This is a genomic window from Halomonas sp. NYA30, from assembly GCF_976980765.1.
On sequence record NZ_OZ334477.1, the window covers coordinates 2,020,927 to 2,033,532 of the forward strand.

Consider the following 12,606-nt stretch of genomic DNA (forward strand, 5'->3'; position numbering starts at 1 on the left):
CACTTAGTAAGCTGAGCTTGAGACAAGGGGTTATAACGTTTGCTTGATAAGGATAATGCACCAAACTTTTTATGAGAGTTAGTCATCGAACCGTTTACGTTTATTTGCGGCGAGCTTTAGTGTTTGATGTTGTCTTCGGAAAATACCTAGCCATCGACCTGCCGACTCCATGGTCCGGGTGGGTGCCAGATTTTCTGCACGAGGCCGGCGGCTGTTTTTTCTATCACAGGAGCAAGAAATTCCAACACCGCTGCGACAACCTCCGAAAATGCCTCCGGCACATGGGGTTGGCCAAGGCGCTTACGAAAAGCCTGCCATTGTGGCTGCTTGCTGTCCACAAAAGCGGTAGAAAAAGGATTGGTTTCAGGGAGCTCCGTATGCCGGTTGGCAAAGGTTCTTGTTATTGCGCCAGCTAGGTCCGAGAGTGTGAAAGAGTGCTGCCGCGAGAGTGACCAAATATCGTAAAAGTCTTTCATGCGGCTGTTTAGTTCGCCCAGCTTAATCATCGCCTGAAATTTCTCAGCAATGGATGATTCTGGTGAGTAACAAAGAATTCTGTCGGTGGGGAAGCCCAGCAAGGCAGGACACGTCTGCCAGGAAGGCAGTGGGAAAATAATGTCGCCAAAGCCAATATCCAATTGCATGGGAATTTTGGCGTTGCCGAGCAACCCTGTAAATGTCACCCTAATCCCTTGATAGTCGGCGTCTTCGGTAATGGCTTCGGCTTTTAAAGTATTTGAATCAAAAGATAAACCATCATCCACAACGCCCGTGGCCAGCACATCGCTCACTTGGGCCAGAATAGCCTCTGGGCGATTGCTTGTTTGGCCCAGCATATCGATATCACGCGTCGGTCGTATATCCGGCCCCTGCATAACCCATAGCAGCAGGGCGCCCTTAAGGGTAAAACTGCGTTTATGAGTCGATTGGCTAAGCCGGTAAAGAAAACGCTCCATGGCGTAGTACTGTAGTAACTCCTGAAAGGGGCGTTTTTCTTCTCGGGATTTGTTCAGCAATTTCTGGCGAACAGAGGCGGTGATGTTTTGGGCCACGATCATCTCCTTTCGCTTTGCGTGGGCTTTCTTCACAGCTTGGCCTCCACATAAGGCGCCATGACCTTGGCGACGCGACAGATATTAGCGTATTCCATTATCTTCCCAGGCAGGAAGGTTTTGCGGGTGCGGTAAAGCTCCAGAGCCTCCAGCACCACATCCATGCCGATGCGATTACGGAACTTGAAGCAGTCCGCCAGGGTTTTTTCCGGGTTGTAGACCTGTAGCGTGATGCCATCTACCTCGACCTGCTCGATACCTTCGCTAAAGGCTTGGCCGGAGAATCGGTATCCGGCCACTGGGGGGTAATCCAAAATCGGCAAGCGGGCATTCCGTTCCACCGCTAAATGAACTTGGTGGGGAATTTGCGTGGTGATGCCGTGCCAATCCAGCGCCGAAATGAGGCATAGCACGGCATGAGGAAAACGGGAAACGGTGGCCACCAAATCCGGATTTTCAATCGGCGGCAGGTCCACTAGCCTGTACAGGCCACGGCTGAGCGGCTCGATAAGTCCTTCATCGCGGAGCCGATAGAACTGGTGTCGGCTAAGGCCCCGAGCCAGTGCCTCGCTCAGGCGAAGCTGTCCGCCGTGCTGGCGGAACAGGGTTTGGAGGTGCGCCCGAGAAGATGGGGGGGTGGAGTCTTGGACAGACAAATTGTCACCACTTGTTTATATCTGGTGACAGTTTGTCTGATTGCTAGTGAAGATTCAAGCAGCGTTAGTGCTAGTTGCAAGTAATTTCAGCGAGGGTTGGCAGCTTTGCGCTTCGGGTAGTTGGCGCGTTTGGTTTTAGTAGTTTTCCTTGTCTTACCCGGACGCTTCGCTGCGCCACCTGCCTCACCCTGTGCGCTCTGCAAACTCTGCCTGAGCTTTGCCGCGTCGCTGTGAGTGAGCAGGCCGCGTAAATCATCCAACAACGCCTGCTGAAAGGCGCCGGGGTCGTCCTGCTGTTCGGAAATCGCGCGTAGGCGCTGTTCCCAAAGGGCGGTTCGTTCGGGGGTGCTGACGGCGCTGGGTAGGGCGGAGATCAAGGCAGTGCCAAGCTTGGTGGCGCGCAGGGCTTTTTGCTGGCGAACTAAGTAGCCGCGCTGTACTAGGGTTTCGATAATGCCCGCGCGGGTGGCTTCGGTGCCCAGGCCGTCGGTGTCGCGTAGGGTGCGGCGTACGTCAGGATCATCCACGTAGCGGCCAATGTTCATCATGGCCTTGATCAGGCTGGCATCGGTGAACGGTTCCGGCGGGCGGGTTTCCTTCTCTTCAACCCCTGCGCCTAACGCTTGGCAGGGCTCCCCTTGGGTGAGCGGGGGCAGCGGTGGGGTTTCATCGCGGGTGGTGAAGAGTGGCTTCCAGCCGGGGTCGAGAATGCTTTGCCCGCGGGCGCGGAAGGCTTCATTCAGTAGCGTAAACTCCGCTTTGACCTCGAAAGTGCGCAGCGGGCGGTAGAACTGCGCCATCACGTTGCGCACGATTAAGCGGAACACATGGCCTTCGGTGCCGGAAAGCTGACTGAAATCTGCCGGTTTGCCGGTGGGTGCGATCGCATGGTGCGCGCCCACCTGCTTATCGTTCCACGCCTTGGAGCGCAAAGTGAAGTCTGCGCCCTTCAGCCACTGCTGAAGTTCCTGATCGTTTTGGCAGGCGCTGGTCAGGCTGCGCTGGGCTAGCTGAAGATGCTCCTCGGGCAGGTAGCGGCAATCGGAGCGGGGGTAGGTAATCAGCTTGTGGCGCTCATAGAGCCGCTGGCAAATATCCAACACCATCTGCGCGGAAAGTCCATGGCGGCGGGCGGCATCTACCTGCAGCGCGGAGAGTGAGTAGGGCAGCGGCGGTGCCTGGCGTTTCTCCTGCTGGTCGAGCTTGGTCAGTTGCCCTGATGCGCCGGGTAACTGCGCTGCTAGGACATCCGCGGGCGCGCGATCAATCAAGCGCCCTTGATCATCGAGAGGTTCATGCTCTTTGGGGGCCCACCAGGCGCGCAGTTGACCCTGGGCAACTTTGAGATCCACCCATAGTGGATAGAACGGGTGGGGTACAAAGTCACGGATGGCGTTGTCGCGACGCACAATCAGCCCCAGGACTGGGGTTTGCACACGGCCTACGGAAAGCACGCCGTCGTGACCCGCTTGGCGGCCAGTGAGTGTCCACGCACGGGTTAGATTGATGCCATACAGCCAGTCGGCACGGGAACGCGCCTGGGCTGCTAGAAAGAGCGGCTGGTACTCAACGTTGGAGCGCAGCTTGGCAAGTGCCCGGCTGACGGCGGGCTTGTTAAGATCGCTAATCAGCAGCCGCTGCACCGGGCCGCGATACTTCATGTACTCAATGACTTCCTGCACCAGCAGCTGACCCTCGCGATCGGGATCACCAGCGTGAACGACATCGGTGGCCTGTTTGATCAGCTTACGAATCACTGCCAGTTGGCCGCGTGCTTTAGAACGAGGCATCAATTTCCACTGGTGCGGCACAATCGGGAGGCGATCTAAACGCCACTGTTTATCGGCGGGATCGTAGGCTTCCGGCGGCGCTTGCTCTAATAAATGCCCCAGGCACCAGGTGACCGTGGTGTCACCACATACCACAGCGCCATCTTGGCGTCGGCTAGTGCCCGGTAACGCCTCGGCAATGGCTTGGGCGAGGCTGGGTTTTTCGGCAATTATCAGGCGCATAGCAGCGAAGCCTTTATCGTATCCTTTGATGGCGCCTATGGTAGCAGACGCCTTCATCGTTAGTGACCGGGATTGGTTTGTGTGGTTGAGATACGTAGTGTGATGCAGTAAGTGATCAATGCTGTTAACTTGTATAAATTGTGTATAGATAATTTTATTTGCTGGCACTGTCGTTAGTCATAAAAACAGTGACGTGAGGGGCATGACCAATGCGTGAACAAGGCAGAACATGGCGCTTGATGGGCTTGGGCGCACGAACTGGTGGGGCGTTGCTGAAAACCCGCTTAGGTGGCCAGGCGGATTGGCGCGCCCTGGGGGAAGCGTTGTTCGAAGGGCTTTCCGAACTGAAAGGCCCGGCCATGAAGCTTGCGCAAATCATGTCTCAATGGGATGACCTGCTGCCCCCGGATCTTGCGGAGGAGCTAGCTCGCCTTCAGCGCCAAGCCGAACCCATGCCGTGGCCGCGTATCCGTGAAGCGTTGGTACTGCAGTACGGTGACATCGACCACTATTTCAGTGAGATTGAGGAGCGACCCTTTGCCAGCGCTTCCATGGGGCAGGTGCACCGTGCCACCACCCATGAGGGCGAAACGGTGGTGCTCAAAGTGCAGTATCCGGGCCTTGCCGACGTATTAGAGAGTGATTTGGTTCAGGTGCGGCGCATCATGCGGTTAGGCCGTTGGTTTAAGGTGCCACAGGCGCGGTTGGATGCCCTGTTTAATGAGCTTGCCGAAAGCCTGAGGGGAGAGCTGGATTATCAAGCTGAAGCCGATACATTGGCCCGTTACCGTGAACGTTATAAAGATGACCCCCGGCTCGTTATTCCCGAGCCGCTACCAGCGTTTTCCGGCCAACATGTGTTGGCAATGCGCTATGTCCAAGGCACGCCGCTGCGAGAACTGGCAGACGCCGATGATGCCACCCGCCAGGGCATTGCCCAGACATTGGCAGACTGGATTACTCAGGAGCTGTTTACCTACGGCGAACTTCACGCCGACCCGCACGCCGGTAACTTCGCTGCAGACGCCCAAGGGCGACTGGTTATTTATGATTTAGGTGCCGTCATCGCCGTGCCCGAGGAGCGCATCAAAGCAATGATGCAACTGCTTGATGCCACCTTGAAGCATGACCCCATGGGCATGGATGAGGCGCTGATGCAGATGGGCGGTCGCCAGGGGCAGGGCGCGCCGTTAGCTCTCTATCGCGAATCGGCGGAGTGTATCGCGCCGCTATTCGCGCCGGGTGAACAGGATTTCAGCGACGTGCGTGTTCACCGCCGTTTACGCGAGCTCACGCCGAAAGTGTGGGCGGCGATGGATCGTCTGCAGCCGCCCGCGGATACGTTGTTGCTCTCTCGCGCGCTCAATGGTCACTACTGGAATTTGGTGCGTTTAGGCGCGAGGCTGGATATGCATGAGCGCACACGCCCATTGCTTAAATGGGCGCATTAACGATAAACCGATTGCCGCTGCGATGGTGTCAGCCTTCGTGATAAACTATGTCGCCTTTAAACACAGTGGAGATGGCAATGCTGGCGGTATGGGTCGATCAGCTGCTGGGGTTTGCCTCTGGGGCACTCTCGGCAATCAGGCAGCAAGAGCATTATCCCGATTTCATGACCTGGGTGCGCGCCAAGGGCGCGGACGCCTTTGAAGGCGATGTGGCCATGGCACAGGCGCTGGCGCCAGTGTTGTGGTCACAAACCCCGCTGGAGCGGCTTAGCTTTGCCTGCGAGCCACTTGCCACGCCGGGGCGCAACGAGCCGTGCTGGTGCGACTCTGGGCGCAAATTTAAGCAGTGCTGCTACAAAGTCGAGTTTCCCACCGACATCCCCGATCAGATGATGTGGATGCTCTCGCTGCGTGAGTGGAAGGGCGCTACCCTGAAAGCGGCGCTGGATAGCCAGCAGGCACCGGCGCAAGCGCTGCTGGAAGCGGGCCTTATTGCGGCTGAAAGCGGCCAGACCGGTCGCGCCATGCAGATTCTAGAGTCACTGTTTGATGGCAGCGACTGGTCACGGCTGCCCGAGCAGGCTGAACCCGCCTTTGAAATCCTGCTGGATATTTATCAAGAGCGCGGTTTTACCCGCAAGCGTGCCGATCTGCTCGACGATGTCATGGAGCGCGGCCCGCTGTTCCTGCGTGGCGTCGCTCTCGAACGTCTGTGCCTGATGCACCTGGATAATGATGACTTGGATAGCGCCCGGGGTGCCTTTGTAAAAGCCCAACAGGCGCTGCCCGATTCGCCGACGTTGGCTTACATCGAAGCCATGCTGCTGCTGCATGAAGGCCACGAGCAGGAAGCCAAGGAGCGCGCCAACTTCTGGTATCGCCGCCTGGTTCGTCAGGGCGAACTGGACGAAGACCAACTGGATTTCCTGGCCGCTCTGGCGGAAAACCCCGGGGCAACGCTAGCAGACCAACTGCTCAGTGCAGAAGAAGACCTGGCCACACCGCTGGTATCGCTTCAGGCGCTGCTGGCTGCACTACCTACCGCGCCGAAAATCGATATTCAGGCTGACCCTGAAAGTGGTCGATTGCTATATAACACCAGCGCCCGCGAAGCGACGTTGTTTGCCGCTTGGCATGAGCAGTTTCAGGTGTTGGTGGATGAAGACGTGGCGCTGGGTTTCCGCGATGACCCCTGGGGCAATGCGGTTGAATGGATGTCGGCGTTGTGCGCGCATCCAGAATGGCTGGATGCCCCGCAGGTGGTGCAAGATTTAACACTGGCTCTTACCAGCCGTTTTGGCAGCCTGCCGTGGATGGCACCTAGCCTGCTGGAGCCGTTGGCACTGCGTCTTTCACGCTGGATGGAACAGGCCCGTGCCGAGGGCGACGGCAACCTATGTTGGGATGATGCTGACAATGCCATACTACTGCGCACCGGCCTGGCGCTGGTGGTCGGTATGGAGCGTGGCGCGCGCCAGCACTCTCGCGAGCTGGCCGAAGAACTATTGCTGATCGACCAGGAAGATAGCTTGGGGCTGCGTGAGTTGGTGTTGGATCAACTGCTACGCGACGACCGTAACGAAGAAGCGCTGGCGCTTGCCGAAGATAATGACGACGGCTCGCTGGTGCTGGGGTTGCTGATGGGCAAGACCTTGGCGCTCTATCGGTTAGAGCAGCGCGAAGCCGCTGAAACGGCGCTTAGTGATGTGCTTGGTCATAACCGCTACGCGCTAGAGCTGATCTGCGCCGAAAACCCGCGGCCTTCCATGCCCCACCCAGATGGCCAGGTTGACCCCGGCTCCCGGGCCGAAGCCTGGCAGTACCGCACGCTGATGCGCGATCAGTGGCGTACGACGCCGGGCGCCTTGGATTGGCTTGAATCACACCGCTAGCCCAAATATTCACTCGTCTAATCCTTCAAGCCTGGCCTTCAAGCCTGTTTAAGCAGGCTTGGGGGTAGGCACTAACTGCTTGTCGCGGTTGATCCAGATGGCAAGCACAATGGCGGGCACGCCGAGTAGAGTGGCGATGACAAAGAAGCTCGGGTAGCCCTCGGCAGTAACCACGAGCCCGCCAAAACCGCTCAAGAATTTCCCCGGTAGCGTCATCAGCGATGAGAAAAGCGCATACTGCGTCGCGGTATAAGCGCGTGAAGTGAGGCTGGAAAGAAAGGCGATAAACACCGCACTGGCCAACCCGTTGGCGAGGTTGTCGCCAATAATCGTGACGACCAACATAGGTAGTTGATTACCCACTACCGCAAGCGCCGCGAACAGCAGGTTGGTCACCAAGACCAACCCCGCCCCGAAGATTAGCAGCGGGCCGATGCCGTAACGCACCACCAGCAGCCCGCCTAGAATCCCGCCAGTAATACTCATCGCGATACCAAACATATTGGTCACGTTAGCAATTTCCGCCAGCGAAAAGCCCAAATCGATATAGAGCGGATTGGCCATAGAGGCCATGGCCAAATCGCTGATTCTAAACACTGCAATAAACACCAAAATCCACAGCGCTTTTACCCCATAGCGGCTAAAGAAGTCGGTAAAAGGGCACACCAACGCGCCAATGCTCCAGGCGCCCATACGGCGTAAAAATTTGGGTTTACCACGGCTGGCGCGAATAAAGGCACGGACTCTCGGCTCGTGAATAAGCTGAATGGAAAGTGATGCGCGTTTGGGTTCCGGGCGCAGCAGTACGGTCAGCACGCCAATGCTCATCAGTGCTGCCATGCTGAGATACGCAACATCCCAAGAGGCAGACGCCGCGATATAGAGCGCCCCTGCGCCAGCGGCAAGCAGGCCTCCACGGTAGCCAATAATATAGGTCGAGGCCATGGCTGCCTGGACGTTGTCATCCGCGGATTCGATCCGGTAGGCGTCGATGGCAATATCTTGCGTCGCTGAGCCAAAGGCAACCAGCAGTGCAAACAGGGCCACCCAGCCGAGATTGCCGACCGGGCTTAAACCGGCGAGTCCCACCAGCCCGGCAGCAATCATCCCTTGCGCTAATAGCATCCAGCCGCGGCGCTGGCCGAAGGCGCGGGTCATCAACGGTAGCGCTAACCGGTCAACGACCGGGGCCCAGAAAAACTTGATCGAGTAGAGCATGCCGATCCAGGCAAAAAAGCCGATCGCCGCAACTTCCACGCCATCGCTGCGTAGCCAGGCGGAGAGCGTCGAGAACACCAACAGAAAAGGCAGCCCTGCAGAAAACCCCAGAAACAGCATGGTGATAACGGGCGCACGACAATAAATCGCCAGCGCAGCAAGCCAACTGGGCTGGGGGGTGGGGCTTAACATTAAGCGCTACTCCTGGAAAGACGTTAGCAATGGCCAAGTGATAAACTGAGGCAGTGTTCGATTACAAAGCCGACAGCTTACCGGAGAGGAGTTTTCCATGTCGATTACGGCGCATCAGGTAGTTACCTTGCACTATGTTCTTAGCGACGTGCTCAACGATGGCAGCAAGCAGGTATTGGATGACTCCCAGGCGCGCAATAAGCCGCTGGAGTATCTTCACGGCCACGACAATATTGTGCCGGGGCTGGAAAATGCCCTAGCGGGCCAAGCGGTTGGCGCCGAGCTAAGCGTTCAACTGATGCCTGCCGATGCCTATGGTTTACGCAACGAGGCGTTGATCCAGGAGGTCAGCCGTGGCTCCTTTGGCAATGCGGAATTGACCCCTGGCAGCCGTTTTCAAACCGAAGGCGAAGCCGGTCCGCAAATTGTCACCGTGCTGGAAGTGGAGGGCGACCGTGTCACTGTGGATACCAATCATCCGCTTGCCGGGCGCACGCTTAACTATCAGGTAACGATTCTGGACGTACGCGACGCCACCCGCGCAGAGCTTGCCAAAGGCCACCCGTTACCGCCGGGCACTGAGCACAGCAAAGTTGAAGACCGTAAAGTTCTATAACGTGGCTGCACTGCTATGAACGCCCAAAAATTGACTAGTATCAATTTCCTATTCAACCGCGTACTCCCGCCACTCGCAACTTGACCTAGGTCAGCATTCTCCCACCGTTGAGTGACTAGTATGAACGCATACATCACGGCGGGAGGATTCACCATGTATTGGGATGACACAGTTGTTTTCGGATTGGTCACCGTCGCTTTGGTTATCGCTTTTATGGTGGGTTGGGTCGGCTTCGTGATTCGCGATCATCTGCGTAAGGATGAACGCAAAAAATAGCCGACCTGCCTTGCGTCAACGTTGTCAGGGGAGGGGGTTTACTAGCTTAGTGAGCCTCTTGTTGCCAGCCCACAGTGGGCTGGCTTTTTTACGTTTCATATTCCATATTTCATATTCATCGTGAGTTGAAATTATATAGCCAGCGTTGAAAAGAAAAGCTAGGCGGGCTCTGGTAAAGTTCGTTGAAAGGATTAACACATCAGGAAGCTTTGCCATGAACGCAGTTGTCTTACAACGCAGCCCATGGGTTCGTGCACGTGGTCTATTAGCGTGCGTGTTAATTAGCACTAGCACCTTATTGCCCGCGTCTGCCTTTGCACAAGCATTGGATATTATCAATGGCGATGTCACCCAGAAGATCGCTTTAAGTGATTTACACGCTATATCTGATACCACTTTTACACTTTACGACCCTTACCAGGGGCGCGATGTAGAAATGCAGGGCGTAGCGTTTCAAGATTTTTTGATTGATCAGTTTGGTGAAGTACCGCCAGCGCTGCACTTCACCGCCTGGGATGACTACGAAGTGACCCTTGAAGGGTGGGACGACCCCTCCTGGTATTTAATTACCTCAGAAGATGGTGCCCCGTTAACCATTCGTACACGAGGTCCCGTGCGGCTGGTAGAGCGAGACTATAGTGGCCGCGATGTCGCGAACCTGCGGGATTTCAATGACTGGATCTGGATGATTCGTAGCATAGAGGCGAAGTGGTGATATCCAAAGCCAAGCCTGCGGTGGCGCCATCCATTCAACCACGCCCTTTAGCTCGCCAGCCTCGCTATGTCACATGGCTGTCGCTGAGCGTGATGAGCTTTTTGGCGCTGATGGTGCTGATTGTTTATGAGTCGCGCTGGGTTTACCCAGAAATACAGGCCTATTTTAGCCAGACGGGCAATTTGACCGGTCAGCAACTGGCCACCCGTTCGCGGGTTTACTTACAAAATGCCCAATCCGAGCTGCTAGCCGACCAGCCTGAGCAGGCAGCTTTCGCTGCGGCTATCACCGACATTGAGCTCTCTTACGGCTTATCCGACATGCATGTTTATCGGCATCAGTATGAGTGCACGGAGCCAAGCCTGAGAATTTTAAACCGTGTATTAGCACGATTAGAGGTGGCCGAAATTGATCGAGTCGGCGCGGTAGGCGAGTTGTTTGGGCCAATACAGTGCCTTACCCACATTGAGATGGATCAGTTAGACCAGCGTGGTGCGGCGATCAATGATTTCTCCGTAAGCACTCGCCAACATAACCAAGTACTGACGTATTCCAGCCTATTGATCTTCGTGATGGGGCTGGTGTTTTGGTGGCTTCATGAGCGCCAATTACGGCGCACCGATCATGCAACGCAAGAGACTTTCGAGTGGATGCAGCGCGCGATGCGTGATCCGCTCACCGGAATCGGCAATCGCAGTGCTTTGCATCAAGATGTGTTAGCGAAACAGCACCAATCGTTGGGGCTGATCCTTCTTGATATCGATTTTTTCAAGCAGTACAACGATGCTTATGGGCACCCGCAAGGTGACATGCTTTTACGCCAATTGACCACTTTGATTGGGAAAACGCTTAATGATGAAGCGCAGCTCTACCGTTTGGGCGGTGACGAATTTGCGGCACTCCTTCACTGCCCCGACAATGAAACGCTGAAAAGTTGCTGCCACCAGTTGATTGAAGGGTTGCATGAAGCTGGTTTTTCACACCCCGCCCATCCCGATAAAAAAGGCGTCACCTTGAGCGTTGGCGGCAGCTGTTTTGTAGCAGCTGAACATACGTTTGCCCACGCCTACGAAGCCGCCGATAAAGCGCTCTACCGGGTAAAAGCAGCAGGGCGTGATGGTTGGCAGGTTACTGAAGACGCATAATCTCTGCATACAAGGGGGCGAGCCTCCCCAGTAGTTCATTGCGTGCGCCAAGCGTAATACCTTCCTCCTCCATCGCCGCGTCGAGATGTTCCACCACACGATTAAAATGTACGTTCGTCACTCCCATATGCTGGTGGGCACGATCCATCGGCGGGCCTTCGTAGCGGCAGGGGCCGTCGCTGATATCGCATAGTTGGCTAGCCAGCGATTCAGCAAATAAGTCGATATTCGTGTTTGCAAAAAACACCACCACCTCGGCATCATCCGCAATCCGGTATAAGAGGTTTTCAACCACTGCGTCGATCGTAGGCTGCCCTCCCAGGCGCTCGTAGAGCGTCGCTTGGTTGCGATTGTGTGCACAGCTGGCCAGAGAAAGTGCGATGGTCGCCAACATAAGAGCCATTAAATAGCGGTGCATTGTTATGTCCTTGTGGATGAGCTCTCGCAGTGAACTTAAAACAGTGAACTTAAAGTAGTGAACTTAAAAAGCGGCCTGGAGTGAAAGATACCAGCCGCGCTGGGAAGACAGGCCAGCAATGTCGCCTAAATCCAGCCAAGCGCCTGTGAGCGATAGATGCTTATTGAAAAAGTAGGCACTGTAAAGACTTTGCCAGTCATCTTCTCTCGCCGCGCTTAGGTTGTCGGGTTTCTGACGATACTCAGCGCCAATAACCCAATGGGGAGTAACAAACAGCCCCACGCTACCCTCGGCTAGCCACGAGCGGCCATCTTGGTTGCCACCAAAACCGAGTAGGCCTCCCTGGTTGGCATCGGTATTGCGCAGTGTTGTGTTGAGCAGCACGTTGCGGCCCGCAACTGCACTAAACAGCAGTTTGCTGGCGCTGAGATAAATATCGGTACCGTGTGTTTCGTCGGCACCCAGGGCGGTGGGGATGGTGCCGTCAACGAGCCGTTTGTGCTGTAACCCAACGCTCCAAATGCCCCAGGGGTGATAAAGCACATCGCCCAGTAAACGTACTTTAGCACCGTAAATATCCTGAACCAGTTCGCCGCCTAGCGTTTCTAAATCAAGCGTTTGACGCGCCACAGAGACTTCAGCTCGATCGTAAACGTTCAGACTGGCGCCGGTTACCGTCAGCCGGTAATCGTCTACCCAGGCGCGGGTAGCGGCGGCGGTAACGCCTACTTCCTGCTCGCTTGCTGTGCTGGCAAGCACCGCCCAGGGAGATAAACCACCCCCCGCTGCGCCTTCAATGGCACTCACCCCGCCGGTACCTAAAATACGGCTACCAGCATGGCTAGGCATGACGGCTATCGCCAAACTAAGGGTGATGCAAGCGACAACGAGACGACAAAGTAAGGCCTTCGATATGGTTCTGAGCGAAGCTAAATACATTGGTACGGTGTAGCGTAACGTCAT

At 56.0% G+C, this 12,606-nt stretch carries 12 protein-coding genes; 6 read left to right on the plus strand and 6 right to left on the minus strand.

Annotated features, from left to right (window positions below; genetic code table 11):
* Positions 1 to 146 precede the first annotated feature (146 nt).
* From ACWI0H_RS09205 to ACWI0H_RS09215, 3 genes are all read right to left on the minus strand, one after another.
* On the minus strand, positions 147 to 1,052 hold the full coding sequence (locus ACWI0H_RS09205) for a nucleotidyl transferase AbiEii/AbiGii toxin family protein (RefSeq protein WP_485875959.1): 906 nt from the start codon (positions 1,050 to 1,052) through the stop codon (positions 147 to 149).
* Positions 1,053 to 1,084: 32 nt separating this feature from the next.
* Positions 1,085 to 1,708 (minus strand): type IV toxin-antitoxin system AbiEi family antitoxin domain-containing protein, encoded by a 624-nt coding sequence (locus tag ACWI0H_RS09210; protein ID WP_485875960.1) that lies wholly within the window; start codon positions 1,706 to 1,708, stop codon positions 1,085 to 1,087.
* An 86-nt stretch (positions 1,709 to 1,794) separates the two neighbouring features.
* Positions 1,795 to 3,720 carry a DNA topoisomerase III gene (locus ACWI0H_RS09215; protein WP_485875961.1) on the minus strand — a complete coding sequence of 642 codons (1,926 nt, stop codon included), beginning with the start codon at positions 3,718 to 3,720 and terminating at the stop codon, positions 1,795 to 1,797.
* Positions 3,721 to 3,929: 209 nt separating this feature from the next.
* Between ACWI0H_RS09215 and ACWI0H_RS09220 the strand changes: the two genes are divergently transcribed.
* Both ACWI0H_RS09220 and ACWI0H_RS09225 read left to right on the plus strand, forming a co-directional pair.
* On the plus strand, positions 3,930 to 5,171 hold the full coding sequence (locus ACWI0H_RS09220; RefSeq protein WP_485875962.1) for an ABC1 kinase family protein: 1,242 nt from the start codon (positions 3,930 to 3,932) through the stop codon (positions 5,169 to 5,171).
* Between the two features lie 77 nt (positions 5,172 to 5,248).
* Positions 5,249 to 7,063 carry an SEC-C metal-binding domain-containing protein gene (locus ACWI0H_RS09225; protein WP_485876191.1) on the plus strand — a complete coding sequence of 605 codons (1,815 nt, stop codon included), beginning with the start codon at positions 5,249 to 5,251 and terminating at the stop codon, positions 7,061 to 7,063.
* A 48-nt stretch (positions 7,064 to 7,111) separates the two neighbouring features.
* Here ACWI0H_RS09225 and ACWI0H_RS09230 read toward each other — a convergent pair whose 3' ends face one another.
* On the minus strand, positions 7,112 to 8,473 hold the full coding sequence (locus ACWI0H_RS09230; RefSeq protein WP_485875963.1) for an AmpG family muropeptide MFS transporter: 1,362 nt from the start codon (positions 8,471 to 8,473) through the stop codon (positions 7,112 to 7,114).
* Between the two features lie 97 nt (positions 8,474 to 8,570).
* Here ACWI0H_RS09230 and ACWI0H_RS09235 point away from each other — a divergent pair, with 97 nt between their 5' ends.
* The 4 genes from ACWI0H_RS09235 (at position 8,571) to ACWI0H_RS09250 (ending at position 11,225) form a co-directional block, all read left to right on the plus strand.
* Positions 8,571 to 9,089 (plus strand): FKBP-type peptidyl-prolyl cis-trans isomerase, encoded by a 519-nt coding sequence (locus tag ACWI0H_RS09235; protein WP_485875964.1) that lies wholly within the window; start codon positions 8,571 to 8,573, stop codon positions 9,087 to 9,089.
* 120 nt (positions 9,090 to 9,209) lie between these two features.
* Positions 9,210 to 9,365: a cytochrome c oxidase subunit CcoM gene (gene ccoM / locus ACWI0H_RS09240; protein ID WP_157826455.1), complete on the plus strand. Its 156-nt coding sequence runs from the start codon at positions 9,210 to 9,212 to the stop codon at positions 9,363 to 9,365.
* A 214-nt stretch (positions 9,366 to 9,579) separates the two neighbouring features.
* Complete coding sequence (locus ACWI0H_RS09245) at positions 9,580 to 10,080, plus strand: hypothetical protein (protein ID WP_485875965.1); 501 nt, start codon at positions 9,580 to 9,582, stop codon at positions 10,078 to 10,080.
* Positions 10,077 to 11,225 (plus strand): GGDEF domain-containing protein, encoded by a 1,149-nt coding sequence (locus ACWI0H_RS09250; RefSeq protein ID WP_485876193.1) that lies wholly within the window; start codon positions 10,077 to 10,079, stop codon positions 11,223 to 11,225. Before ACWI0H_RS09245 ends, ACWI0H_RS09250 begins: the two co-directional genes overlap by 4 nt.
* On the opposite strand, the gene ACWI0H_RS09255 is transcribed toward ACWI0H_RS09250, so the two are convergent.
* Positions 11,209 to 11,643 (minus strand): group I truncated hemoglobin, encoded by a 435-nt coding sequence (locus ACWI0H_RS09255; protein WP_485875966.1) that lies wholly within the window; start codon positions 11,641 to 11,643, stop codon positions 11,209 to 11,211. The two genes, ACWI0H_RS09250 and ACWI0H_RS09255, sit on opposite strands and share 17 nt — an antisense overlap.
* A gap of 63 nt (positions 11,644 to 11,706) precedes the next feature.
* Positions 11,707 to 12,492 carry a DUF3034 family protein gene (locus ACWI0H_RS09260; protein ID WP_485875967.1) on the minus strand — a complete coding sequence of 262 codons (786 nt, stop codon included), beginning with the start codon at positions 12,490 to 12,492 and terminating at the stop codon, positions 11,707 to 11,709.
* Positions 12,493 to 12,606 lie beyond the last annotated feature (114 nt).

Bases quoted from the DNA above. Each gene is read 5' to 3' on its own strand.
- ACWI0H_RS09215 (WP_485875961.1), bottom strand. From the start codon at position 3,720: ATGCGCCTGATAATTGCCGAAAAACCCAGCCTCGCCCAAGCCATTGCC.
- ACWI0H_RS09220 (WP_485875962.1), top strand. From the start codon at position 3,930: ATGCGTGAACAAGGCAGAACATGGCGCTTGATGGGCTTGGGCGCACGA.
- ACWI0H_RS09225 (WP_485876191.1), top strand. From the start codon at position 5,249: ATGCTGGCGGTATGGGTCGATCAGCTGCTGGGGTTTGCCTCTGGGGCA.
- ACWI0H_RS09230 (WP_485875963.1), bottom strand. From the start codon at position 8,473: ATGTTAAGCCCCACCCCCCAGCCCAGTTGGCTTGCTGCGCTGGCGATT.
- ACWI0H_RS09235 (WP_485875964.1), top strand. From the start codon at position 8,571: ATGTCGATTACGGCGCATCAGGTAGTTACCTTGCACTATGTTCTTAGC.
- ccoM (WP_157826455.1), top strand. From the start codon at position 9,210: ATGAACGCATACATCACGGCGGGAGGATTCACCATGTATTGGGATGAC.
- ACWI0H_RS09245 (WP_485875965.1), top strand. From the start codon at position 9,580: ATGAACGCAGTTGTCTTACAACGCAGCCCATGGGTTCGTGCACGTGGT.
- ACWI0H_RS09255 (WP_485875966.1), bottom strand. From the start codon at position 11,643: ATGCACCGCTATTTAATGGCTCTTATGTTGGCGACCATCGCACTTTCT.
- ACWI0H_RS09260 (WP_485875967.1), bottom strand. From the start codon at position 12,492: ATGCCTAGCCATGCTGGTAGCCGTATTTTAGGTACCGGCGGGGTGAGT.